Origin of the sequence: Curtobacterium sp. MEB011, assembly GCF_030209655.1 — a bacterium.
Classification (GTDB): Bacteria; Actinomycetota; Actinomycetes; order Actinomycetales; family Microbacteriaceae; genus Curtobacterium; species Curtobacterium poinsettiae.
On sequence record NZ_JARVRN010000006.1, the window covers coordinates 421,914 to 445,858 of the forward strand.

General features: G+C 68.6%; 27 protein-coding genes. 14 read left to right on the plus strand and 13 right to left on the minus strand.

Annotation, left to right across the window (positions count from 1 at the left end):
• Window positions 1-3: 3 nt before the first annotated feature.
• Genes QRN30_RS09180 through QRN30_RS09190 form a run of 3 tightly spaced genes read left to right on the plus strand, consistent with a single transcriptional unit; the run spans window position 4 to window position 1,515 of the window.
• Window positions 4-741: a M48 family metalloprotease gene (locus QRN30_RS09180; protein WP_017887082.1), complete on the plus strand. Its 738-nt coding sequence runs from the start codon at window positions 4-6 to the stop codon at window positions 739-741.
• Window positions 742-781: 40 nt separating this feature from the next.
• Window positions 782-1,264, plus strand: coding sequence for an FBP domain-containing protein (locus QRN30_RS09185; protein WP_017887083.1), 483 nt, complete (start codon window positions 782-784; stop codon window positions 1,262-1,264).
• On the plus strand, window positions 1,261-1,515 hold the full coding sequence (locus QRN30_RS09190; protein ID WP_017887084.1) for a hypothetical protein: 255 nt from the start codon (window positions 1,261-1,263) through the stop codon (window positions 1,513-1,515). Before QRN30_RS09185 ends, QRN30_RS09190 begins: the two co-directional genes overlap by 4 nt.
• Before the next feature lie 46 nt (window positions 1,516-1,561).
• Here QRN30_RS09190 and QRN30_RS09195 read toward each other — a convergent pair whose 3' ends face one another.
• Window positions 1,562-2,446 (minus strand): LysR substrate-binding domain-containing protein, encoded by an 885-nt coding sequence (locus QRN30_RS09195; RefSeq protein WP_262118456.1) that lies wholly within the window; start codon window positions 2,444-2,446, stop codon window positions 1,562-1,564.
• Between the two features lie 68 nt (window positions 2,447-2,514).
• Here QRN30_RS09195 and QRN30_RS09200 point away from each other — a divergent pair, with 68 nt between their 5' ends.
• Both QRN30_RS09200 and QRN30_RS09205 read left to right on the plus strand, forming a co-directional pair.
• A complete protein-coding gene (locus QRN30_RS09200; protein WP_056072913.1) occupies window positions 2,515-3,003 on the plus strand; it encodes a GNAT family N-acetyltransferase in 489 nt (162 codons plus the stop codon).
• A gap of 28 nt (window positions 3,004-3,031) precedes the next feature.
• Window positions 3,032-3,217, plus strand: coding sequence for a hypothetical protein (locus QRN30_RS09205; protein WP_071251915.1), 186 nt, complete (start codon window positions 3,032-3,034; stop codon window positions 3,215-3,217).
• A 104-nt stretch (window positions 3,218-3,321) separates the two neighbouring features.
• Here QRN30_RS09205 and QRN30_RS09210 read toward each other — a convergent pair whose 3' ends face one another.
• Window positions 3,322-4,509 carry a MalY/PatB family protein gene (locus tag QRN30_RS09210; RefSeq protein WP_284760936.1) on the minus strand — a complete coding sequence of 396 codons (1,188 nt, stop codon included), beginning with the start codon at window positions 4,507-4,509 and terminating at the stop codon, window positions 3,322-3,324.
• 112 nt (window positions 4,510-4,621) lie between these two features.
• Between QRN30_RS09210 and QRN30_RS09215 the strand changes: the two genes are divergently transcribed.
• The 6 genes from QRN30_RS09215 to QRN30_RS17635 all read left to right on the plus strand — a co-directional run bounded on the left by QRN30_RS09215 (window position 4,622) and on the right by QRN30_RS17635 (window position 7,689).
• Complete coding sequence (locus tag QRN30_RS09215; RefSeq protein WP_284760937.1) at window positions 4,622-5,398, plus strand: isocitrate lyase/PEP mutase family protein; 777 nt, start codon at window positions 4,622-4,624, stop codon at window positions 5,396-5,398.
• A gap of 175 nt (window positions 5,399-5,573) precedes the next feature.
• Window positions 5,574-6,185 (plus strand): HD domain-containing protein, encoded by a 612-nt coding sequence (locus QRN30_RS09220; protein WP_284760938.1) that lies wholly within the window; start codon window positions 5,574-5,576, stop codon window positions 6,183-6,185.
• Window positions 6,186-6,457: 272 nt separating this feature from the next.
• On the plus strand, window positions 6,458-6,745 hold the full coding sequence (locus QRN30_RS09225) for a hypothetical protein (protein ID WP_017887091.1): 288 nt from the start codon (window positions 6,458-6,460) through the stop codon (window positions 6,743-6,745).
• 99 nt (window positions 6,746-6,844) lie between these two features.
• Window positions 6,845-7,309, plus strand: coding sequence for a helix-turn-helix domain-containing protein (locus QRN30_RS09230; RefSeq protein WP_284760941.1), 465 nt, complete (start codon window positions 6,845-6,847; stop codon window positions 7,307-7,309).
• Entirely contained in the window at window positions 7,306-7,557 is a 252-nt protein-coding gene (locus QRN30_RS09235) for a hypothetical protein (protein WP_284760942.1), read from the plus strand. Before QRN30_RS09230 ends, QRN30_RS09235 begins: the two co-directional genes overlap by 4 nt.
• A 9-nt stretch (window positions 7,558-7,566) precedes the next feature.
• A complete protein-coding gene (locus QRN30_RS17635; protein ID WP_350225048.1) occupies window positions 7,567-7,689 on the plus strand; it encodes a HepT-like ribonuclease domain-containing protein in 123 nt (40 codons plus the stop codon).
• A 36-nt stretch (window positions 7,690-7,725) separates the two neighbouring features.
• On the opposite strand, the gene QRN30_RS09240 is transcribed toward QRN30_RS17635, so the two are convergent.
• Together QRN30_RS09240 and QRN30_RS09245 are read right to left on the minus strand one after the other, a co-directional pair.
• A complete protein-coding gene (locus QRN30_RS09240; RefSeq protein WP_284760943.1) occupies window positions 7,726-8,115 on the minus strand; it encodes a DUF2510 domain-containing protein in 390 nt (129 codons plus the stop codon).
• A 105-nt stretch (window positions 8,116-8,220) separates the two neighbouring features.
• Window positions 8,221-8,943, minus strand: a complete 723-nt coding sequence (locus QRN30_RS09245) for a hypothetical protein (protein ID WP_284760944.1) — start codon at window positions 8,941-8,943, stop codon at window positions 8,221-8,223.
• Between the two features lie 493 nt (window positions 8,944-9,436).
• On the opposite strand from QRN30_RS09245, the gene QRN30_RS09250 reads away from it, so the two are divergent.
• A complete protein-coding gene (locus tag QRN30_RS09250) occupies window positions 9,437-12,502 on the plus strand; it encodes an RNA 2'-phosphotransferase (RefSeq protein WP_284760945.1) in 3,066 nt (1,021 codons plus the stop codon).
• A 147-nt stretch (window positions 12,503-12,649) separates the two neighbouring features.
• Here QRN30_RS09250 and ychF read toward each other — a convergent pair whose 3' ends face one another.
• Entirely contained in the window at window positions 12,650-13,723 is a 1,074-nt protein-coding gene (gene ychF / locus QRN30_RS09255; RefSeq protein ID WP_017887094.1) for a redox-regulated ATPase YchF, read from the minus strand.
• Between the two features lie 59 nt (window positions 13,724-13,782).
• The gene (locus QRN30_RS09260) at window positions 13,783-14,352 is read right to left on the minus strand and encodes a hypothetical protein (protein ID WP_284760946.1); all 570 of its coding nucleotides are present in this window, start codon (window positions 14,350-14,352) and stop codon (window positions 13,783-13,785) included.
• Between the two features lie 44 nt (window positions 14,353-14,396).
• On the opposite strand from QRN30_RS09260, the gene QRN30_RS09265 reads away from it, so the two are divergent.
• Both QRN30_RS09265 and QRN30_RS09270 read left to right on the plus strand, forming a co-directional pair.
• Window positions 14,397-15,062 (plus strand): exonuclease domain-containing protein, encoded by a 666-nt coding sequence (locus QRN30_RS09265; RefSeq protein ID WP_017887096.1) that lies wholly within the window; start codon window positions 14,397-14,399, stop codon window positions 15,060-15,062.
• A 122-nt stretch (window positions 15,063-15,184) separates the two neighbouring features.
• Window positions 15,185-15,943: a GntR family transcriptional regulator gene (locus QRN30_RS09270; RefSeq protein ID WP_017887097.1), complete on the plus strand. Its 759-nt coding sequence runs from the start codon at window positions 15,185-15,187 to the stop codon at window positions 15,941-15,943.
• 143 nt (window positions 15,944-16,086) lie between these two features.
• Here QRN30_RS09270 and QRN30_RS09275 read toward each other — a convergent pair whose 3' ends face one another.
• The 7 genes from QRN30_RS09275 to iolD all read right to left on the minus strand — a co-directional run bounded on the left by QRN30_RS09275 (window position 16,087) and on the right by iolD (window position 23,930).
• Complete coding sequence (locus QRN30_RS09275) at window positions 16,087-16,494, minus strand: tautomerase family protein (RefSeq protein WP_017887098.1); 408 nt, start codon at window positions 16,492-16,494, stop codon at window positions 16,087-16,089.
• A 61-nt stretch (window positions 16,495-16,555) separates the two neighbouring features.
• Window positions 16,556-17,749, minus strand: coding sequence for a Gfo/Idh/MocA family protein (locus QRN30_RS09280; RefSeq protein ID WP_259496576.1), 1,194 nt, complete (start codon window positions 17,747-17,749; stop codon window positions 16,556-16,558).
• A gap of 207 nt (window positions 17,750-17,956) precedes the next feature.
• Window positions 17,957-19,069: a transaldolase family protein gene (locus tag QRN30_RS09285; RefSeq protein WP_284760947.1), complete on the minus strand. Its 1,113-nt coding sequence runs from the start codon at window positions 19,067-19,069 to the stop codon at window positions 17,957-17,959.
• Window positions 19,066-19,935, minus strand: a complete 870-nt coding sequence (locus tag QRN30_RS09290; protein ID WP_159557533.1) for a sugar phosphate isomerase/epimerase family protein — start codon at window positions 19,933-19,935, stop codon at window positions 19,066-19,068. The genes QRN30_RS09285 and QRN30_RS09290 overlap by 4 nt, the downstream gene beginning before the upstream one ends.
• 3 nt (window positions 19,936-19,938) lie before the next feature.
• A complete protein-coding gene (locus tag QRN30_RS09295; RefSeq protein ID WP_194590252.1) occupies window positions 19,939-21,009 on the minus strand; it encodes a Gfo/Idh/MocA family protein in 1,071 nt (356 codons plus the stop codon).
• Between the two features lie 44 nt (window positions 21,010-21,053).
• Window positions 21,054-22,007: a sugar phosphate isomerase/epimerase family protein gene (locus QRN30_RS09300; protein WP_017887103.1), complete on the minus strand. Its 954-nt coding sequence runs from the start codon at window positions 22,005-22,007 to the stop codon at window positions 21,054-21,056.
• Between the two features lie 33 nt (window positions 22,008-22,040).
• Entirely contained in the window at window positions 22,041-23,930 is a 1,890-nt protein-coding gene (gene iolD, locus QRN30_RS09305; RefSeq protein ID WP_284760960.1) for a 3D-(3,5/4)-trihydroxycyclohexane-1,2-dione acylhydrolase (decyclizing), read from the minus strand.
• Window positions 23,931-23,945 lie beyond the last annotated feature (15 nt).

Genomic DNA, 23,945 nt, shown 5'->3' on the forward strand with positions numbered 1-23,945 from the left:
ACCGTGGTCGTCGCCGGCATCGCGCTCATCGTCCTCGCACTCGCGGTGGTGGTGTTCGCGCCCCGGGTCCTGACCCGTTCCGCCTGGACGATCGACCTGCCCCGCACCGCGCTGGTCTGCTGGTCGATCGCGGTCCTGCTCGGCGTCGTCGGCTTCGTGGCCGGCATCGCCCTGGTCGTGCTCGCCGACCGTCCGGTCACCGAGCTCTTCGGCGGGGACGGCTCCCCCACGCACGGCTTCAACGTGGGCGTCGCGGTGCTCGCGGTCGTCGCGTTCGTCGTCGCGGTCCGGGTCCGCCCCGGCCCCGAACACGAGGCCGTCCGGCAGGCGATGCGTTCCGGGGTCGCCCCGCACCGCGAGATCGACGGCACCCCCGTCGCCGTCGTCGAGGCGGACCACGCACTGGCGTGCGCCGTGCCGGGCCGGAGCGGTGGGGTCCTGGTCAGCACCGGCCTGGCAGACCGGTTGCGCACCGACGAACTGGAGGCCGTGGTCGCCCACGAACGCGCCCACCTGACCCAGCACCACGCGGCTGCGGTCGCGGTCGCCGAATCGATCGAGCGTGCGGTCCCGTGGGTGCCCGGTGCGCGCGCCATGGCGCGGTCGACGCGTGTGCTCGTGGAGTTCGCCGCGGACGACGCGGCGGCCCGTCGCGTCGGACGCGACGCCCTGCGCCGGGCGGTGCTGGTGGCGGACGGGAGCAGCGCGCTCGGCGCGATCCGCGCCTCCAGGCTGTCGTGACGCACCACGTGTCGGGGGCGAGGCATATGGTGATCGGACCGTGAAGCCACTGACCGAAGCCGACATCCGATCGTCATTCGTGAACGCCACAGCCGACGAACTCGCACAGCTGCCCATCCCCGGCCTGCACGAGACCCTCTGGGACGAGCGCGAGTTCCTGGGGTGGCGCGACCCGCAGGCCGCCCGCCGCGGGTACATCGTGTCCTGGATCGACGAGCGCCCCGTGGGCATCGTCGTCCGGTCCGCCGGTGGGTCGCTGCGCCCCGGCATCGCCGCGATGTGCTCGTTCTGCCACTCCCCGCAGCCCGCGACCCAGGTCCGGCTGTTCTCCGCCGCACGTGCTGGCGAGTCCGGCCGCAACGGCAACACCATCGGCACGTACATCTGCGAAGACCTCGGCTGCCCGATGCTCATCCGCACCGCACCGCCGCACCTGAACCCGCCGGCGACCATCGCGATGCGGGGTGCGTCCCTGCTCCAGCGCGTGCAGAACTTCACCGCGGACATCATGAAGACGGCGTGAGCCGGTTCGGCACCGCCCGCTGGGCCGTGGTCGAGGAACTCGGCGACGGACGGTGGCGACTCACCCTGCGGGACGAAGCCGACGATGAACTCGGCGCGTTCGGCCTGGGGGTCGAGGGCCCGTGGGACCCCGATGTCGAACCGCACGTCGGGTTCGTGCTCGTGCAGCTCGGCCTGACGCTGCGCGGGGCCCGGCCGTGGCGCATCGACGAGCTCGGTGACCACCGGGCGCCCGTCCTGTCGCTCGGCTGAACGAGGACGCCCGACCGGCTCACGTCCGTGCACCGAGGCCGCTCGGTCAGTCCGCGGCGACGAAGTTGCGCAGGATCTCGCGGTCGTCGTCAGCGCGCATCGCCCACGCGAGCTCGCTGCGGTGGTCGCTGCCCTCGAGCGGCAGGAGCGTCACCGTGTCGGGTGCGGCGAGCGCGGCGCTCTCCGGCACCACCGTCACGCCGAGGCCCACCCCGACCAGGTGCAGCACGGTCGCCCAGGTGGTGGCCTCCTGCACGACGACGGGTCGGCGCCCACCGGCGGTGACCGGTGCCAGGTTGCGCTCGGTCGCCAGTGCTCCGGCGACCGCCGGGAAGAACACGAACGGTTCGTCGACCAGCTCGGTGCCGCGGATGCGCTCGCGGCCTGCCAGTCGGTGCCCGCGCGGGACGGCGGCGACGAACGCCTCGGACCGGAACGGCAGCAGGCGTACGGCGGGGTCCGGGTCGGCATCGCGGACGACGGCGAGGTCGAGCTCGCCGCGGACGATCCGCGCCAGCAGCGTCGACGAGTACCCCTCGGTCAGTTCCACCCGGACCAGGGGGTAGCGCTCCCGGAACGCCTGCACCCGTTCGATCGGCCCGAGGGGCAGCGCGGAGACCACGAACCCGACGTCGAGCCGACCGACCTCGCCCCGACCGACCCGGACCGTCTCGTCGAGGTCGCGCCGCACCTGCCCGAGCAACGACCGCGCACGGCCCTGCAGCACCCGGCCGGCGGCGGTCAGGGCGACGCTGCGGCTGGTCCGGACGAACAGGTCGACCCCGAGCGCGCGCTCGGTCCGCCGGATCTGCTGGGACAGTGCGGGCTGGGCCATCCGCAGCTGTTCGGCCGCTCGGCCGAAGTGCAACTCGTCGGCGACGGCCAGGAAGGCCCGCAGGTGACGGAGGTCGACGTCGGGTTCTCGATCCATGCACACAGCGTATCGATCAGCGCGAACGAGTATTGGACGCGACTGCATCGTCGATCGAGGATGGAGGCATGCCCGAAGCGACCTCCACCGTCACCATCGCCGACCTCGCCACCCCCGCCGACGCCGAGGCGTTCCGCACGCTCAACGAGGCCTGGATCACCCGGTACTTCACCCTCGAGGACGAGGACCGGGTGTTCCTCTCCGACCCCGTCGGCCGCGTCGTCGAGCAGGGCGGTGCCGTCCTGGTCGCCCGGCTCGACGACCAGGTCGTCGGGTGCATCGGGGTCGTGCCCACCACCCCCGGCGTGTTCGAACTCGTGAAGATGGCAGTCTCCCCCGACCACCAGGGGCACGGCACCGGGCGGAAGCTCATCACCGCGGCACTCGACCGGGCCCGCGAGCTCGGAGCACACCGCATCGACCTGGAGAGCAACGCGCAGCTCACCAGCGCCGTGCACCTGTACGAGGCGTTCGGCTTCCGGCACCTGCGCGAGGATGAGATCGCCCCGAGCCCGTACGTGCGGGCCGACGTGCACATGACGCTCGACCTGCGCTGACGGCGGCCGGTCCCGGTACGCTCACGGCATGGCGATGTACGAGGTGCAGGCGGTCCGCGAGGCCGGCACGTGGCAGGTGTTCATCGACGGCTTCATGGTGACCGAGGTCTCCCGGTGGCCGTCCGTCGGGTTCGTCGCCCGCGAGCTCCTCGCGATGGACCGCGACGACGACCTGCGCATCCGCGTCGTCGGCCGCAACCAGTACGTGGCCTGACCCCGGCGGGCTCGAGTGAGCAGAAGACATCGAGTGCGTGGCGCCGACCCGACGTCTCGTGTTCACTCGGTGCTGTGTAGCCGGCAACGACGCCGTTCCACCGCTCACGCGACGTGCCAGACCAGCCCCTCCTGTGCGCTCGACGGGTACGCCGACGCGATCCGGAACACGGCCTCGCGCAGGGTCTCCGGAGAACAGGCCAGGTTGAGCCGGACGAACCCCCGCCCTTCGGACCCGAACCTCAGCCCGGAGTTCAGCGCGACGTACGCGTTCTCGCGCAGCGGCACCGCGGGGTCGTCGCCGAGGCCGATGCCCCGGAAGTCGAGCCACGCCAGGTACCCGGCGCGCGGCCGCGTGTAGACCACACCGGGCAGGTGTTCGGCGAGGAGCTTGGCGAGCAGTCGGTCGTTCGCCACGATGCGCGCCACGACGTCGTCGAGCCAGTCCGTCGCCAGGGTGAACGCCGCCAGGTTCGCGTGCAGCCCGAGGATGCTTGTACGGCAGGCGACCTCTTCCCACAGGGTGTCGAGGAGCGCGGCGGTCCGGGGATCGCCGGCGACGATGACCGAACACTTCACGCCGGCGAGGTTCCAGCCCTTGCTCGCCGAGGTCACGCACACGCTCCGGGCTCCGACGGGCTCGGCGACGGCGGCGAACGGGGTGAACTGCACGCCGGGGTGGGTCAAAGGTGCGTGGATCTCGTCGCTGATGACGAGGACGTCGTACTTCGCGGCCAGTTCGGCGATCGCGACGAGGTCGGCCCGGTCGTGCACGAGCCCGACGGGGTTGTGCGGGTTGCAGAGCAGGAACACGCCGACCCCGTCGGCGAACGTCCGCTCGAGGCCCTCGAGGTCGAGCCGGTACTGCCCCCACTGCTCGAGCAGCGGGACCTCCTCGACCTGACATCGAGCTTCTTCGACGAGCTCGAAGAACGGCGGGTACACCGGCGGGGTGATCGCGACGCGGCCGCCGTCGGGCAGCGCGAGCCGGAGCGACTCGACGATCCCGACACTGACGTCGGTGGCCAGGTGGATCCGCGACGGGTCGATCTGCCAGCCCCAGCGGTCCAGCGCGAACTGCGCGAAGGCCGGTGCGAGCGGGCCGGGGCCGTCGAGGTACCCGAGGTCGGACTGCGAGACCCGTTCGATCAGGGCCTGGCGGATCGCCGGGGCGACGTCGTGGTCCATCTCGGCGACGAACAGGGGCAGCACGTCGGGCGCGTACCGCGTCCACTTGATGCTCGTCCGGACCCCGCGGAGCGTGCCGACCGGGTCCTGCTCGTCGCTCGCCATACGTCCCAGCATGCCCCTGCCCGGCGGTCCGGCGCGACTCCCGACGTCATCCCACGTCGTCTTCGGGTGGGGTCACGGCCGGGGGCCGCCCCGTCGGCCTACGCTCTGCGACATGAGCACGAGCACCGCCGACAAGGCCGTCACCCTCAAGCAGCTGCACGAAGCCCCCGATATCCTGCGCGTCGTGAACGTGTGGGACGCGATGACCGCGAAGGTCGTCAGCGACCTGCCCGGCACGAAGGCCATCGCGACCGCCGGGCACTCGATCGCCGCGTCGTACGGGTACGAGGACGGCGGCATGCCGCTCGACCTCGCCCTGTCGGGCGCCGCGATCGTTGCCGCCGCGACGGACCTGCCGGTCACCGCCGACCTGGACGACGGGTACCAGGACCCCGCCGAGACGATCCGCCGCGCCATCGGCTCGGGCATCGTGGGTGCCAACGTCGAGGACCGGCTGCGTCCCTTCGACGAGGCGGTCGCCCGCGTCGCCGCGATCACCGCAGCGGCGCAGGCCGAGGGTGTCGACTTCCAGCTGAACGCCCGCACCGACGCGATCGCCCGCGGCGGCGAGCGCCCGATCGACGAGAGCATCGAGGACGCGATCGCCCGAGGCAAGGCGTTCCTGGACAACGGCGCCGCCCTGGTCTTCGTGCCCGGCGCGATCGATCGTTCCGTGGTCGAGCGGCTCGTCGCCGGTCTCGGTCGCGGCAAGCTCTCGGTCATCGGCCTGCCCGGCGCCCTGCCCGCCGCGGAGTACGAGGCGCTCGGCGTCGCCCGCATCTCCTACGGCCCGCTCACGCAGCGGGTCGCGCTGCGCGCGCTCCGCGACCTGGCGACCGACCTGTACGCCGACGGCGTCGTGCCGGAGGACACCCCGGCCCTGAACTGAGCCCAGTGCAGACGGGAGGCCCGTGGCGGTGTCGCCACGGGCCTCCCGTCCGTCCCGTGGTCGCGTCACGCCCCCCGCACCCATGCGCACGTCGTTGCGATCCGGGGCACGTGTGCCGATCCAGGGCATGCGAACCCGGGCTGGCGGGGCGTGCTCCTGCCGCTACTGTCGTGCCATGCCGGTCGACGTCGAAGCCCTGCTCACCCCGCCCTCCCCCGTCGCTGCGCGCGCACTGGACGTCGTGCGGGCATGGTCCGAACCGGCTCTCGTCAACCACTGCCTGCGGTCGTGGGCATGGGCAGTCCTGCTCGTCCCCACGGTCGACCTCGAACCGGACCCCGAGCTGCTCTTCGTCGCGACGATGCTCCACGACCTCGGCGTGACTCCGTTGTTCGACGCCCACCGGGTGCCCTTCGAGGATGCCGGCGGCGCGGTCGGATCGGTCTTCGCGCTCGGCGCCGGGTGGGACGCCGTGCGAGCCCGTCGGGTCGGGGAGATCATCGAGCGGCACATGTGGCGGTCCGTCGCCCCGGAGCTCGACGCCGAGGGGCACCTGCTCGAGGTGGCGACCTCGCTCGACGTCTCCGGCGTGGGCTTCGACAGGTGGGCGTCGGACGACCTGCGGGACGTCACGGCCGCGCTGCCCCGTCTGGACTTCTCGGCGTCGTTCGACGGGCTGATCCACGAGCAGGCTGCGCGCAAGCCCTCTTCGGCCGCAGCCCGCCTCGACGGGTCGGGCAACGTGGCCGCCGGCGGAGACCGCTGGACGGTGTTCCTGGCCTCCTGACGCTCGGTCCGGTCGCTTGCTGGACTTCTCGGCGGGGCGGGCGTATAGTCTCTGGTTGGTGCACTGCAGCGAACCCATCTGACTCGCGCACACCAACCTCTCGACACCGACTCACCCGAGTCGCATTCCACTCGAGACACCGCTCGATCCGAACGGACGAGCTGCACGTTGAAACGCGACGTGCGCGCCCCGCACTCGATGCGTCGCGCTGGACTGAGACGTCCGCCGACACCGAGTCGCCCTGGCGCCGAATGACCAGGAAGTACAGCACCATGACCAGTAACGAACGAATCACCGTGTTCGGGACCGCACTCGCGGCCCCGACGATCACCCCCGACCGCATCGCCGAGTTCCCGGTGCGCGACGACCGCTCGCAGCGCGAGTACCTCGTCCGCATCGCGGCCGACGACCTGGGGACCTTCGTCACCCGGGGCACCCGGCTCGACGCCGTCGGCGAGGCCGGCTGGACCGTCCCCGGCCGCTCCTGGGCGGGCGAGGCCAGCCGCACCCTGCTGCAGGCACAGTCCGTGCAGGCGGGCGAGATGGCCCTCGCGGCCTAGGTCCCACCAGCACCACCACGAAGCGCCGCCGAGTCTGCTCGGCGGCGCTTCGTCGTTCCCGGTGCTCGTCTAGAGCCGAGAGCTATGGGGGAGGTCGCCATGCGGATCGAACGGGCTGCGCAGTTGATCCGCGCTGCCCGCGAAGACCTCGGCCTCTCGCAGACCGGTCTCGCTGCCGCCGCCGGCATGCAGCAGCCCACCATCTCGGCGTACGAGAGCGGACGGAAGCGGCCACGCGAGGACTCGCTCCGGCGGATCCTCGAAGCGGCGCACACCCGCCCGAGCATCCCGCTGGCCGTCTACGCCGACGCGATCCTCGACGAGGCGAAGCGTTTCCACCTCGACGACGTCCGCGTCTTCGGCTCCGCGGTGCGCGGGCAGGACACCGAACACAGTGACATCGACCTGCTGGTCCACCTGACCCCCGCGGCATCGCTGTTCGATCTCGGTGGGTTCGCGCACGAGGTCGAGCGCATCACCGGTTTCGAGGTCGACGTCCTCACCGACGACCTCGAGGACGACGAGCACTTCGCCCACGTCCTCGACGAAGCCGTGCCGCTGTGACGCCGGCTCACCGGTTCACGCCTCGGCCCCGAAACGACCGCGACCCTGGTGCCCTCGAAGAGCGGTGGCCGTCGCTGCAGGCCAGCTTCCTCGACCTGCTCGCCGGGTGCTCCATGATCGTCGAGCACGGGCGGAGCGAGTTCGACGCGACCCGCAGCCTCGCCTATCGAGCAGCCGAAGCGGTCATCATCCACTTCGACGATCTGCTCGGTCGCATCCCCCAGGACCGGGAGGCACGACTTCCGTAGGACCTGTCACTGGCGGCGGTCCGGAAGACCCGCAACATCCTGTCGCACGACTACCGGAAGGCGCGGAAGGAGATCGTCTGGGACGCGATCGAGCACCGCATCCCCGCGGTGATCCTGGCGCTCGTCGGCTGACCCCACCGGACGTCCCGACGACTCGGACCGCTCGCGTCAGTTCAGGCGCTCGAAGAACATCGTGGCCTGCACCCGGTCGCCGCCGCCGAAACCCGTGCTCCCCGAGGAGGCCGTCGTGATCGTGTGCAGCCGGTACCCGAGCGCAGCCTGCGCGTTGATCGCCTTCTCGAGCTCGGTGAGGTTGCCCGAACCCGTCCCGAAGAACTTCTCCTTGAGCACCACCTGCAGCACGACGTAGCTCATGCCGTTCTGTGCCGGACGCGGCTGACCGCCCGAAGCCGCTGCCGCCTGGATCCGGCCGATCACTCCACCGACCCCCGACGCCGCGGGCGCCTGCTGCTGCACCTGCTCCGTCCACGCGGAACCGTCCCACCACCGCATGGTGCCGGAGCCGTCGTCGTACCACCCTGCCTGTGCATTCGTCATGCGCTCATGCTGGCGCACGACGAACCACGTGGGCAGATCAGTTATTGAAGCGGAACTCCATCACATTCCGCGCATCCGTGCTATCACTGGCCTGCAGCGGCGTGCTCACGTCTCAGCCATTGGCTGTGCTGATTCGGGCAGCTTCCCCTCGTCGTCGAGCTGCCGGAAGTCGGAGAAGATGGCGCGGAGAACCCGCCGGTTCGGGAGCACCTCTTGAAGGTCGCCCGGGAGCTCCGAGCGCATCGTTCGAATCAGCGTTGCTAGAGCTGACCAGAGGTCTCCCTTCTGCGCATCGTTGAACTGCTCGCGGCCTTCCGCCACCTGCCGCATCCGAGCGCGCTCCGCCTCGACATCCCAGGTTTCGAGCGCTTCAACCACGGCGGACGAGCCCCACAGCACTGCTCTCGCCCTGTCTGCCGCCATCGCCTCTTTATCGATCTCCTCAACCACGAACTGCTTGAGGACAGACACGGCGATGGTGTCGTACTGACCGGCTCTAATCTTCCAAGCTTCGAACTTGCGGTCGCTGTCCCGCCGCTCTCGCTCGACTATCTCGTCCCGCGCCCGCTGCTTACGCCAACTGCCTGAAGCGGTTAGAGCGACGAGGCCCGCGACTCCCCCGACAACAAGGGTTGCTCCCGCTGGGGCAAGAGTTGACGGCCAAGCAGTGACGACAACCGCACCCGGAGGTGCCGGGATACTCCCAAGGAGAACAACGACGCCGACCCCAACCACTAGAGACGCGAGGAAGTACAACCAGCGCCTGTCGTCGTCAACGACTCTCGAAGAATCCGACGGACTAGCCTCTTCGGTCACGGGTTCAGTCACAAGTTCAATCTTAAGACTGCGCGTCGCAGATGTTGGGTCCGTTGCGGCCGATCCTTCTCGACGTAGCGCTCGCCAGGCTTCCGCACTCCATGCTCGTTTGCACCCATAGACAACACGCATGTCCCATGCCCCTCGTTGAGTGGTTGAAGTGCGCCACGCAGCTCCTGACGCGCCCATCGGGGCCTTGTCCGCTCGCCTGGAGAAACACGTCGAACGTGTACACCGGCTGACCGGCCCTATACGCACGCGGCTCACTCGTAAGCTCCCAGCCGACGTAGGTAGAAAGTGCCTTCGGGTCGGACTTCGGAACGACGAGGATCGCTGAGCGGCGGCGATCGTGACGCCGAAGCATGCCCAGCCCATTGTCAGCCTGCCCAGTCCTCGGTGGGGGGGGGGGGGGGGGAGCAACGTCTCCTCAACCGTTGCGCATCGCTTCCAACTGCGCCAAACTCTGACCTACTTTTCACCGAAGCCGTGGAGGCTCGACAAACCCATGCCCGTACCTACACCACTTGAGATTGCAGAGCGAGTCGAGGGCAAGCGAGGCCGCGGATCCCTCGACGCCATCACGGAAGCCCTCAATTCTTCGTTTGGCCGTGCCGTCTGGGTGGCCGAGCAAGCCGGATCAGACGTACGTGAAGAGCTGCGCTCCTGGATCGCCCAGGCCGGAGGTGAGGCTGTCGCGGATTGGGTTTCCTCCGGAACGTCCGGCGCGCAGATAGCGTACCGATGGAAAGAAAGCGCCGCAAGAACTTCCCCTTCGCTTCTCGCTTGCCTAGTCGAAGAAGAACAGCTGTCGACGAACGCAGCCCGCGTCGGTACTTATCTCCGTGGATTCAGTCTGAATCTACAAGATTCCCTTATGTTAGTCCGCGAACGAGTCGCTCGCTCCGCGCTCGACGCCGCGTTTCAAGCCTCGTGGGCGCGGCGCACTGTCTTCGCGCGAGCGCTGCAGGTTGCTCGGACTTACCTTAGCTTTCTCATCGAAGCCGCACGGCTCGAAGGCACGGAGCCGCGCCGGTCTCTCGTGTCACGCTTCGGAATCGCCACTGTCCTTTCTGCCCGCTTTGCTCCGACAACCCAAGACGAACTCACAAAAGCCTGCGAATCACTCCTGTCCGCCCACGAACTTGGAGCGGACAACGCCCTGACTTACTACCTCGAGGGCTGCATCTGGCGTTACGACCTCTTCGGAGAGGAGGACGCCCTCGTACAAGCGTCACAGCAGCTACGTGACTTCAATGCTTCCATTACAACCTCGGTGGCCTGGTATCTGAACTCGTCCGAAGTTTGGTCAAAATTGATTGGAACGACCGCCAATTCTCAGGTTCGAGCGGCACTCCTTCGGAGGGCGCATGGAGCAGTCGACGACGCCGGCAGATTCGGCAATTTGACGGCAGAAGAAGCAGCGCGACATGCGATGCAATCGAGTCTGCTCGAAGCTTTCGACGAGTGGATTCGCTCGCCGCACAGCGATTTCAAGACCCAAGGCGTGAGCTTTCCATTCGGTCATAGAACCTCACATCTTGAAGTCCCCGCAGCGTACCGTCGCGCTGCCCCCGCTATCGCGGAAGCCCTAAGTAGACATCCCCGGTCGACGGAGTACGTCTTTCGGGACGTGAGAGCAGAATTGCATTCATACCTAGCGCGACGGGAAGAACTCAACCATAACGACAAGTTATGGAATCTCCGAAAGGCAATCCAGCTCCGGGAAGGGTCTAAGGGGAATGCGAAGCTCCGAGGATCGCGCGTCGAACTTGCGCTCGCCGAGGATCAGCTTCGACTCGCGCACCTTGCAGGCGACGTAACCTCGCGGCGGGAAGCACTGAGCTTCCTTGCTACGCGCGACGACGACGATTCAATTGACGCGGCAAAGCTTACAATTCTTGCCCACGACCTCGAGACACAAGGCGGGCTACTCGGATCACTCCTCAATGTGGATTCGGATCTGGCGATCGCGATACGCAACGGGGAGGCAGCCGTTGTCTATGAAGAAGCCGCAAGCCTCGCTATCAGAAGCCCTGATGTGACGAGAACAGAGCTCGGGGGACGCGGCGGCGTCGTTGCGCTCCGTGATTCTGACAACACGGCCGGCCAGACCTTTGTCTTCAAACAGATGTCCGAAATTGCCCTCCAACGAGATTCTGCACGGACCGAGGAACTTGCCCGACTGATCGATAGCCGTCACCTCGGCAGTAGATTCGGTGTAATTGAGCACATCATGGTTCTCCGGAGCCCGATACCGGGCCTGCCGATCGGCCCCGAAAACGCGATCGTCTCGATTCGACGATTCCGCAGTGGTGCGACCCTGAAAGAACATATCCGGTCGACTCACGATGGGCGAGCGGCCCTGCGCGATGTCGTCGAATACCTCGCGTTCATGCATGCGACCGCGACAAACGGCACCGACTCGGGAAATATTCGAAAACTGCTTTGGGAACGCGAAGTTGGACGCTGGCTCCGCCCCCTCGGGTTCGAACAAGATCGTCGCGCCGTGTTCGAAGAATGGTGGAGCGCTCTCGAAAACGTTCCCCTGCTTGGGAGGCGTGATGCGCACGCTATGAATTGGCTCGTCGCGAACGACGGAAAGATTCTCGCCGTCGACCTCGACGCAACTGGCGCGCGTCCATTTGGATACGAGCTGGCACAGCTGATCGAGGATTCTCCGATTCTCTCCCCGGACGACTGGGATTCGCGGCAAGATTTGCTTACCCATTATTGCAACTCGCTGCTCAAGTACGATTACCGCCTGGAACTATCATCGAATCAGATCACACTGGCGTACCGAGCGAGCATGCTCGCTCGGGGCCTATGGGCATTGTCCAGTCCCGATTCAACAGCATCTGAACGCCTTCACGCAGGCAATCTCCTCCGTTCGATTTATAGAACGAGTCCGCCTTCACGCCTAAGAGACGTTGCGCTCCGCATCTCCCAGCGCTGGGCAGAAAAGATCGGAGTCGCGGCTAACGAGCAAATAGAGCAGCTCCCTGAGGCCGAGCGACGCCGCATTAGTCGAGCAATGGCGTATCATCTACGACACGATCCAGCGGTTCCGGCTACAAGAGATGGTTGGGTCCATGTCGAAGAGCTCACTGACCTGCTGATCGCTAGTGGCCACAAGGTTTCGTCGCAACAGTTGCTTTTCATCGCCGGCGCACTGGGCGAACCGCGTTTCGAACTCGAAGGGCCAGAAATCAGAGCATCCTATGGGCATTCCCGCCGCACTGAAATTCGGTACGAGACAAAGAAGCCACCGATGTTTCTCTACCACGCAACACCGATGGAAAATATTGCATCGGTGCTCGAAGCGCAGGCCGGCCTCGTTCGCGGAAAGCGTTTGTGGGTACATTTGACCGACAGCTGCGAAGTAGCCGAACGTGCGTCACGGAGACAGGGAAAGCCGGTCGTCATTTTGCGCATACATGCCGCTAATATAGACACACTGGTCTTTGCGTCAGGACGCACTTGGCTCGCGGAGCATGTAAACACTGCCGCTATCGAGGTCATGCCGGTCGGGGCGGTGGCCGACTTACTCCGCTCAGAGTCATCTACCGTCTGATGATTGAGCTGCAACAAGTCGGTAAGCCGATGATGGGCAACCCTGTCGACGTGCTGGCGACCGTCGATTCAAGATCCTTCAGGCAGCATGACGCGAATGGTTCGCCGCCAGGCAGGTGAGCCGGAGTGCTCGGGCAAATCGCAGAAGCTAGTTGTTGAAGCGGAACTCCACCACGTCGCCGTCCTGCATGACGTAGTCCTTGCCCTCGATGCGGGCTTTGCCGGCAGCGCGGGCCTCGGCGATCGAGCCGGTCGCGACCAGGTCGTCGAACGAGATGACCTCGGCCTTGATGAAGCCCTTCTCGAAGTCGGTGTGGATGACGCCGGCAGCCTGGGGAGCCTTCCACCCCTTGCCGATCGTCCACGCACGGGCTTCCTTCGGACCGGCCGTCAGGTAGGTCTGCAGCCCGAGGGTGTCGAACCCGATGCGGGCGAGCTGGTCGAGGCCCGACTCGGTCTGCCCGGTCGACTCGAGCAGTTCGGCGGCGTCGGCGGGGTCGAGGTCGATGAGCTCCGACTCGACCTGGGCGTCGAGGAAGACAGCCTGGGCGGGGGCCACCAGCGCGGCCAGTTCGGCCTTGCGGGACTCGTCGGTCAGGATCGCCTCGTCGACGTTGAAGACGAAGATGAAGGGCTTGGCGCTGAGCAGCCCGAGCTCGGCGATCGGCGACAGGTCGATCTTCGTGGCGGACAGCAGCGTGCCCTGCTCGAGCGCGGCACGGGCCTCGCGAGCGGTCTCGAGCACGACCGGCTCGGCCTGCTTGAGCTTGAGCATCTTCTCGTACCGCGGGAGCGCCTTGTCGATGGTCTCCATGTCGGCGAGGATCAGCTCGGTGTTGATGACCTCGAGGTCGTCCTTCGGGGAGACCTTGTTCGCGACGTGCACGACGTCGTCGTCGGTGAAGCCACGGACGACCTGCGCGATGGCGTCGGCCTCGCGGATGTTGGCGAGGAACTTGTTGCCCAGCCCTTCGCCCTCACTCGCGCCCTTGACGATGCCCGCGATGTCGACGAACGACACCGGCGCCGGCACGGTCTTCTCCGAGTGGAAGAGCTCGGCGAGCTGGTCGAGCCGCGAGTCGGGCAGGTTCACCACCCCGACGTTCGGCTCGATCGTCGCGAACGGGTAGTTCGCGGCGAGGACCTGGTTCTTGGTCAGGGCGTTGAACAGGGTCGACTTGCCGACGTTCGGGAGACCGACGATTCCGATGGTGAGAGCCACGGGAGAACAGCCTACCGGCGGCGGCCTGTCGGAGCCGACCCGGGCCTCCAGTCCGTCCGTCAGGCCAGCGGACGTGACCCACCCTTCCGGGGCCGCAGGGCCGTGATGCGGCGCTCGACGACGTCGAAGACGTCGGCCTGCAGCCGCTGCGAGAGCCGCCAGTCGCCAGGCACCTGCAGCGAGTGGTCGGCACGGTCAACGGTCTGGAGGCGCGCAGCCGTCCCCGAGACACGGTCGGGCCGCCACATGGTGTCGGCTCCACCCCCGATCGCGTCGTGCGCGTCAGTCGCGGCGGCGAGCGCCGTGGCCACATCGTCGTGCGTGAGCACCGGGGTGAGCCAGACCCCGGGCACGTCGTTGCGGATCGCCCAGGGCAGGGCGAAGCAGCCGAACGACTTCGCGACGACGAGGTCGGGCAGCCGGTCCCCCAGCGCCGCGGCGACAGCGGCCTCGACGAAGCCGACCGGATCGGCTCCGGCAGCGTCGTCGACCTGCCATCGTGGCGCGATGACCTCGCACCCCGCAGCGAGCGCGATCTCGCTCGTCCACCAGAGCAGCGGCGCCTGCTGCCCGTAGCCGGTCCCGGCGAGCACCAAGACGAGCGGACGTCGGTCGGCGTCGTTCCCCATGCGCTGAGAGTAGCCACACGCAACGCCGAGGGGAACGGACGGCGATGTCGGAACCCCGTGCGACGATCGGGACCGTGCCGTTGAACTTCACCGCGATCGACTTCGAGACCGCCAACAGCTCGCCCGCCAGCGCCTGCTCCGTCGGGCTGGTGAAGGTCCGCGCCGGCCGGGTCGTCGATCGGGCGTCGTGGTTCATCCGCCCGCCGTTCGGGCACGACGCGTTCCTCGAGTGGAACACCCGCATCCACGGCATCGTCGCCGAAGACGTCGCGCGCGCCAAGACGTGGGAGCAGCAGTACCCCGACCTGGTGGCCTTCGCCGAGGGCGACGTCCTGGTGGCGCACAACGCCCGCTTCGACATGGGCGTCATCGCCGGTGGGTGCTCCGCGACGGGGATCGACCTGGCCGAGCACCACTCGCTGTGCTCCCTGGCGGTCGCCCGCAAGACCTACACGCTCGACTCCTACCGCCTGCCGGTCGCCGCGATGGCCGCCGGGTTCGAGGGGTTCCAGCACCACGACGCCGCTGCCGACGCCGAGGCCTGCGCTGCGATCGTGGTGCACGCCGCCGGGCACCACGGTGTCGAGACGGTCGAGGCACTCGGCGCGGTCACCCGGGTGACGATCGCCCCGGTCCGTGCTCGTGCCGAGAAGCCGAAGGCCGCGAACCAGCCGCGGCTGTCGAACCGACCGATGGTCTTCGCCGACTGACGGGGTTCGCCGACTGGCGCAACGCCCGTTGCGCTCGGCCGGGGTGCCACATCCCCGGTGGTATTGTCACGACAATGCCGTCGGCACCGTCGCCGGCATCTCCGCACGTGTGAAGGACCGCGATGACCAACGAAGGCCAGCTGCCGTCCGACCTGTTCATGGACCTGGACCGGTCGGGTCCCATGCCCCTCTACTTCCAGGTCGCCTCGCGCATCGAGGAGTCGATCCGCTCCGGCGCGATGCCGCCAGGGGCCCGGCTCGAGAACGAGATCGCCCTCGGTGAGCGTCTGGGCCTGTCGCGGCCGACGATCCGTCGCGCGATCCAGGACCTCGTCGACAAGGGTCTGCTGGTGCGCCGCCGCGGCATCGGGACCCAGGTCGTGCACGGCCCGGTCACGCGCAAGGTCGAGCTGACCAGCCTGTACGACGACCTGGCCCAGGGTGCGCAGGCTCCGGCGACGAAGCTGCTGCAGCGCGACGACGTCCCCGCTCCCGACGACGTGGCCGCAGCGCTGAGCGTCGAGCCGGGCACGATCGTCGCGCACATCCGACGGGTGCGGTTCGCCGAGGACGTCCCGATGGCGATCCTCGAGAACTACCTGCCGCCGGAGTTCCTCGACCTGACGGACGATGACCTGCAGGCGCACGGGCTGTACCAGCTGCTCCGCGGCCGGGGCGTCACGATGCGGGTGGCCAAGCAGCGGATCGGCGCCCGGGCGGTCACCGACGAAGAGGCCGGTCTGCTCGAGATCGAGGACGGCGACCCGGTGCTCACGATGAGCCGTACCGCGTACGACGCCTCGGGCCGCGCGGTCGAGTACGGCGTGCACTGCTACCGCCCCGACCGGTACTCGTTCGAGGTCACGCTCGTCGACAAGTAGGTCGCTCGTCGAGCGGTCACGACTCGCCGTCGGCAGTGCGCCGAGTGGTCACGAACTGTCGCCCGGACGCCCGGCAACCGACACTTCGTGACCACCCGACGGAACTGAGCGGGGTGTCGTGACCGCGCCGCCCCCGCACGGCCTCAACCGAGCGCGGGCACCCCGAGCTCGCCCGTCACGTACTGGGCCCGTCCGAAGCCGAACGACCAGTCCTGCGGCCCGTTCTCGACGTAGCCGATGAAGACGTCCTCCGACGCGACACCGATCGCCGCGAGGGCGTCGTGGATCGCCCGGTACAGTGACGCCTTTGCCTCGTCGGTCCGTCCGCGCTGCGTGAACACCTGGATCATCACGACACCCTCGGTGCGCTCGAACCCCAGACCGGCGTCCTCGGCGATGATCTGCTGCGCCGGGTGCTCGGTGATCACCTGGAACCGGTCTCGCACCGGGATCCCGTACACGTCGACGATGGCCTGGTGGATGGCGTCGGCGATGCCACGGACGGCCTCGGGCGTGCGGCCGGTGGTGAGGTCGATTCGGACGAGCGGCATGGTGCCTCCTGGTTGCTCGGACTTTGTCCTTACATACTAACAAGGGAGCGGCACCGCGTGTCTAGATCCTGGGTGTCGGCGCCCCGTACGTCAGCGGCCCGTCGACCAGGGCGACATCGTGCCACGCACCGTCGACCAGCGAGGCCTCCGCCGCCTCGACGATCGACGCGGCAGCGAGCCCGTCCGCGACCGACGGCGCCAGCTGCTCCCCGCGCCGGACACTCGCGATGAACTGCGCCGCCTCGATCGTCTTCAGGTCGTCGTAGCCCATCGCCGTGCCGGCGCCGGGCTGGAACCGACCGAAGTCGCCGTCACCGGGAGCGACGTAGTGGGTGGCGTACCCGTCGACCTCTTGTCCGTCGAGGTACACCTCGAGCTCGTTGAGGCGCTGGAAGTCCCACCGGACCGAACCGCGGGTGCCGTAGATCTCGAGCGCGTACTCGGCGTGCGGCCCACGCATCACCCGACTCGAGTCCATCGTGCCGACCGCACCGTCCTCGAACCGGAACAGCAGCGCGGCGTAGTCCTCGTTCTCGACAGCGCCCAGTTCACCGGTCGCCGCCGCACTGCGGTCGACGATGCCGGCAGCAGGCCGCGGACGCGACTCGATGAACGTCTCCGCGAGCGCACTGACCGAGGCGATCCGCCCGACCACGTACTGCGCCAGGTCGAACCCGTGTGACAGCAGGTCGCCGAGCACGCCCGATCCTGCGCGCTCACGCTCGAAGCGCCAGGTCAGCGGGGCCGCCGGGTCGGACGAGTAGTCGGCGAGCAACGAGCCGCGCACGTTCGTGATCCGGCCGAGCCGCCCGCTGCGGACGAGTTCACGGGCACGCTCGATCGCCGGGGCGTGCCGGTAGTTGAACCCGACGCTCGTGATGACGCCCGCCTGTTGCACCGCCTGGTGGATGGCGCGGGAGTCGCTGGCGTACCGCCCCATCGGCTTCTCGATCCAGAACGGCTTGCCCGCCTCGGCCGCGGCGACGGCCATCTCGCGGTGCAAGAAGTTCGGCGAACAGATCGACACGACGTCGACGGCCGGGTCGGCGAGGACCTCCTGGTAGTCGGCGACGGCACGTTCGTACCCGAGCCGCGTCACCGCCTGGTCGCGCGCCGCCTCGACCGGGTCGGCCGCGACGACGAGCCGCGGCTGGACGCCGAGCTCCGGGAAGTGGTCCGGCAACGCCCGGTAGGCCCGCGAGTGCAACCGCCCCATCCAGCCGACCGAGATCAGCCCGACGCCGATGCTGTCCATGGGGAACTCCTTCGTTCAGGTGACGCGCGTTGGAGCGCGACAACGACCCTAGCCGATGCTGCGGACTTTGTCAGCACATGCCGCAACTGCCTGGAGGCCCGGTGCCGGTCTCAGGGACCGGCACCGGGCCTCCAGGCTGGTGCGGCAGCGCCCGGGGCGCGACCCCGCGGTTCCGACCGTGGATCGCGCTGCGCAGCTGGTCACGTCTCAGTTCGCGGGGACGATGATGTCGCGGACCAGGGCATCGAGCTTCGCGTCGGCGTCCAGGAACTGCCGGAGCGTCGTCACGGTCGCACCGAAGCGGTCGAACTCGTCGATGGCCATGCCGTCCACGTCGTAGCCGCGGGCGAACTCCGGCGTCGCGGCCCGGAGCGCCTCGATGACGTGCACGGGGACCTCGTCGTCGATGGCGTGCGGGCGGAACGGGAACGCGTTGTCGTTGATGTCCTTCGTCCACTGGAACGGCGGCGAGACGACGAGGTCACCGCCCTGGAACTCGGACCACTGCAGCGCGTTGCGGAACGCGGCGACCAGCACGCGCGAGCGGAACCCCCGCTCCTGGAAGACGCGGTAGGCGTTCTTCACCGCCGCGACACCGGCCCACTCGAGGATGCCCGGGTCCACCATCACGTGGTCACGCTTGACGACGGTCTTCAGCCAGTCGTCGAAGCGGCCGGCCATCAGGGTGACGACGTGGCCGAACTCCTGCTCCGGCTTGCCCTCGGCAGCACGACGGTCGAGGGCACGCTCGATGGCTTCGCCCACGGCGACGACCTGCGGCACGGTGAAGGACACCGTGGCGTTGATCGAGACCCCGCGGTAGGCGGCTTCCTCGATCGCGGCGATGCCGACCTTCGTGGCGGGGATCTTCACGATGATGTTCGGCGCGAGCTGCGAGAACCGCACGGCCTGCTCGACGAGCGCGTCCTGGTCGCGGTGGAACCGGGGATCGGTCTGCATCGACAGTCGACCGTTGCGGCCGCCGGACGCCTCGAACGCGGGCAGCAGCTGCGCCGCGGCGGCGATGGAGAGCTCCTCGACGGCCTTCCAGCCGATCCAGGACTCCCCCGCCGTCGGGTGCTCGGCAGCGATCGCACGGATGCGGGGGACCCAGGTCTCCGGGTCCTGCTGGATGCAGGTGTACGCGATCACCGGGTTGCATGTCGCCCCGACGGCACCGTACTGGTGGATCGCGGTCGACAGCTCCCGCGGGTCGGCGGAGTCGTTCCACAGGGCGGTCGGGGTCTGTTCCGCGGCCTGCAGGGTGACGGGACGGGAGTCGGCGTCGGTGGACGCCTGCGTCTCGAGGGTGGTGGTCATCGGTGGAGTCCCTTCGTGATCGTGTCGAGCTGGAACCGCGACACCGCGTCGGCGTTCTCGTCCTCGGCGAAGACGCTCGAGACCGCGACGGTGTCCGCGCGCGCCGAGAAACCGACCCGGTCGAGTGCCGCCCAGAAAGCGTCGAAGTCGACGTCCGCCTGCCCGGCCGGCAGGTGCTGGTGCACGCGGACCGGGTTGCCGGGCGGGTTCGTGATGTAGCGCAGGCCGTGCGAGCGACGGTGGTCGTACGCGTCGGCGACGTGGACCAGCTGCAGCGAGTCACCGGCGGCGTCGATGATCTCGTCCATGTTGCCGCCGTAGTGGAACGTGTGGCAGGCGACGTACACGAAGCCGACGTGCTTCGAGTTCAGGCCGCGGATCACCCGGAGCGCCTCGAGCCCGTCCTCGACGAAGTCGTCGGGGTGCGGGTCGATGAGCACCCGAATGCCGGCGTCCTCGATGATCGGCAGCAGTTCCTCCATCGACCGGTAGAACTGGTCCTCGGACTCCTCGGCGCGCTCGGGGCGGCCGGAGAACTCCGTGTTGATGGTGTCCACGCCGAGGCGCTTCGTGATCTCGATGACCCGCTTCCACTTCTGCACCGCAGCCTGTCGGGCGTCCTCGTCCGGGCCCGACCAGCGCAGCACCGGCAGCACGCTCGCCACCTGGACCCCGGCGTCACGGCAGGCCGCGGCGAACGCGTCGACCAGGTCGTCGTCGGCCTTGGGGTGTCGGTAGAAGGGGATGAAGTCCTTGTGCGGGGTGAGCTGCAGGTACTCGTACCCGAGCTCCGCGACCTTGCGCGGGAACTCGAGCAGCGACAGGTCGTGGTGGAACGGGGTGGGGTCGAGCGCGATCTTCGGCATTGATCAGGCCCCGGCGAGCGCGGCGGTGTCGCTCGTCGCGTCGCTGGTCTCGTCGTAGAACGCCGGCTTCGTGACCGCGTACTCCACCACTTCGTGCGCGCCGGACTGCTGGGCCCGGACCGCGACCTCGGCGACGACGGAGGCGGTGTAGCCGTCCCAGGCGCTCGGCCCGTCGATGCCACCGGTGCGGGCCGCGTCGACCCAGCGCTGGACCTCTTCGTCGTAGGCGGCACCGAAGCGCTCCTTGAAGGACGGCGTGACGCCCTGCGAGGTCGCTCCGGCTGCGACGAGCGAGAGCGACGTGTCGCGGCCGATGTACGCGACACCGGACTCGAACACGGCGTCGGTGGTGACCTGGTAGCCGAACTGGGCGTTGACGTTGATCTCGACGATCGCCATCGTGCCGGACTCGGTGGTGAACAGGACGAACTGCGGCTCGGGCAGGTCGGCCGGCGCGAGGGAGTTCTTGCGCGGCTTCTTCACCTCGACGCTCGTGATGGCTTCGCCGGTCAGGAACGGGATGATGTCGATCTCGTGGATCACCGAGTCGTGGATGAGCATCGACTCGCTGAAGTTCGGCGGCGTCGTCGGGTTGCGGTGCGCGTGGTGCAGGGCGAGCAGGGCACCGTTCGCCCCCGACTCGCGCAGGGCCTTGAGCTCCTGGTACCCGGCGTCGAACCGGCGCATGAAGCCGACCTGGATGACGGGCCGGGCGGCGTGCTGCTGCTCGAGCTCGACGATGCGCAGCGAGTCCTCGGCGCTGGTCGTCAGCGGCTTCTCGCACAGGACGGTGAGGCCGCGCTCGAGCGCGGTCACCAGGATCGGCTCGTGCAGGAAACCCGGCGTCGCGATGATGACGGCGTCGATCTCGGTCTGCTCGAGCGCCTCGTCGAAGGACGCGGCGGTGATCGCACCGGGCGCCAGGGTGGCTGCCGCAGCGGCACGGGCCTGGTCGGGCTCGACGACGGCGACGACGTCGGCGTTCGAGATCTTGGCGGTGATGCGGCGGACGTGGTCGGCGCCCATCATGCCGGCACCGACGACGGCGACGCGGAGGTTCTGTGTGGTGGTCATGGTGGTGTTCTCCTGGTGGTTGTTGACGCTGCGTGGACGGCGCGTCAGGAGGCGCGGGCGGCCGAGGTCGAGCCGAAGATGTGCTGGAAGGTGCGCTCGGCGATCGGGCCGGGGGCGTCGACGGAGCAGCCGTACATGTCCTGCTCGACGATGCCGAAGACGTCCGGGTTGATCGCGGCGACGGCCTCGATGATCGGGGCGAGCTCGGGGGTGCCGTGCGGCGGCTCGGTCATGATGCCCTGCGACACCGCGGTCGCGAACGGCACGTCGTTCTTGAGCACGTCGAACAGCAGGTCGGTGTCGACCTGCTTCAGGTGCAGGTAGCCGATGCGCTCCGGGTGGGCGGCGATGAGCTTGAGGTTGTCGCCGCCGTAGTAGGCGAAGTGGCCGGTGTCGAGGCAGAGGTTCGTGTACTCGGGGTTCGTGACCTCGAGGAACCGGACGGTCTCCTTGTAGGTGCCGACGTGGCTGTCCGCGTGGGTGTGGAACTGCTGGTGGACGCCGTACTCCTCGAGCAGCGCCTTGCCGAGCTGGTCGTGTCCCTTACCGAGTCGCTCCCACTGCTCGTCGGTGAGCGTGCGCGCCTCGAGCACCTCTTCGGTGGCGTCCGAGCGCCACAGGTCGGGGATCGTCACCAGGTGCTCGGCACCGAGCTTCGCGGCCAGGCCGGCGACGGCGACGGCCTGGTCCCACGCCCGCTGGAACTGGTCCTCGCCCTTGTGGAACCCGGTGAAGACCGTGCCTGCCGACAGCTTGAGCCCGCGGGACTCGAGCTCGTCGGACAGCTGGGACGGGTCGGTCGGCAGGTACCCGTACGGACCGAGCTCGATCCACTCGTACCCGGCAGCGGAGGCCTCGTCGAGGAAGCGCTGCCACGGCACCTGCTTCGGGTCGTCCGGGAACCAGACGCCCCACGAGTCAGGTGCGGTGCCGATGCGGATCGAGGCGGGCGCCGCGTCGGTGGCGGGGCTGCCGATGGGGGTGGCGGTGTCGGTCATGACGTCGCTGTCGCTTTCTGTCTCGTGAACGGTTCAGCCGAGCAGCGGACGCTGCGTGGCGACCTGCTGCTCGTACTCGGCGCGGGCGGCCTGGGTGCGGGGGAGGGTGGAGGTCTGCGCGACCGGCACGTCCCACCAGCCGTCGCCCTCGGGGGCGTAGACCAGCGGGTCGGAGTTGATGTGCACCAGGGTGGTGTGGTCGTTCGCCTTCGCCTGACGCAGCGCGGCCTTCAGGTCCTCGATGCTGTCCGGACCGGGCTGCACCTCGATGACGTCGACGCCGTACGAGCGGGCGTTGGCGGCGAGGTCGACGGGCAGGGGCTCGCCGTTCTCGAACGACTCGGTCTCGTCGAGGTAGCGGTACTTCGTGCCGAAGCGCTCGGAGCCGACGGTCTCGGACAGGTGCCCGATCGACGCGTACCCGTGGTTCTGGATGAGCACGACGATGATCTTGATGCCCTCGGCCACGGCGGTGACGAGCTCGGTGTGCAGCATGAGGTAGCTGCCGTCACCGACCATCACGATCGCGTCGCGGTCCGGCGCCCCGCGCCGGACCCCGATGCCGCCGGCGATCTCGTAGCCCATGCACGAGAACGCGTACTCGACGTGGTATCCGAGCTCGTCGCGCACCCGCCAGAGCTTGTGCAGGTCGCCGGGCAGCGAGCCCGCGGCCTGGATCACGACGTCGCGCGGGTCGGAGACCGACTGCACGGCTCCGATGATCTCCGGCTGGCCGGGCAGATCCGCGCCGGACGGCGCGAACGCGCCGTCGACGGCAGCGTCCCACGCCGCCTTCAGTGAGGCGACCTCGGACGCGTAGCCGGGCTCGACGACGTACGCCGTGTCCGACGTGAGCGACTCGGTCAGGGCGACCAGGGCCTCCCGGGCGTCCGCGATCAGCGGCAGCTTCGATCCGTGCTTGTAGGCGTCGAACGCGGCCACGTTGACGTTGACGAACGTGACGTCGGGGTTCTGGAACGCCGTGCGCGACGCCGTGGTGAAGTCGCTGTAGCGGGTGCCGATCCCGATGACGACGTCGGCCTGGGCGGCGATCGCGTTGGCGGCGGCGGTGCCGGTCGCGCCGATCCCGCCGAGGTACTGCGGGTGGTCCCAGACCAGGGACCCGCCGCCGGCCTGCGACGTGCCGACCGGGATCCCCGTGGCCTCGACGAAGGCACGGAGCTCGTCGGCGGCGTCGGAGTACAGGACCCCGCCGCCGGCCACGATGACCGGACGCCGGCCGGCACGGATCGCGGCCACGGCACGCTCGAGCGGGCCACGCTCGGGCAGCGGACGGCGGATGTGCCACTCACGCGGCTGCAGGAACGCGACGGGCACGTCGAACTCCTCGGCCTGGACGTCCTCGGGCAGGGCGATCGTCACCGCACCGGTCTCGGCCGGGTCGGTCAGGACCCGCATCGCGGCGAGCGCGATCGAGAACAGCTGCTCCGGACGCTCCACGCGGTCGAAGTAGCGCGACAGCGGACGGAAGGCGTCGGTGACCTGCAACGACGTGTCGTGCGGCAACTCGATCTGCTGGAGCACCGGGTCGGTGGTGCGCGTGGCGAAGGTGTCCGACGGCAGGAGCAGTGCCGGCAACCGGTTCGTCGTGGCGAGTGCTGCGGCGGTCAGCATGTTGGCGGCACCCGGGCCCACAGACGCGGTCGACGCGAACGTCGCACGGCGGCGGTGCATGCGGGCGAAGCCGACGGCCTCGTGCACCATGGCCTGCTCGTTGCGGGCCTGGTGGTAGGGCAGCAGGCCGGGCTGCTCGACGTGGAGCTGCTTGATGGCCTGACCGACCCCGGCGACGTTGCCGTGCCCGAAGATGCCGAAGATCCCCGGGATGGTGCGTTCGCGGACGTCGCCGTCGACGGTCCACTGGTTGGCCAGGAACTCGACGAGTGCCTGGCCGACCGTCATCTTCCGCGTGGTGGT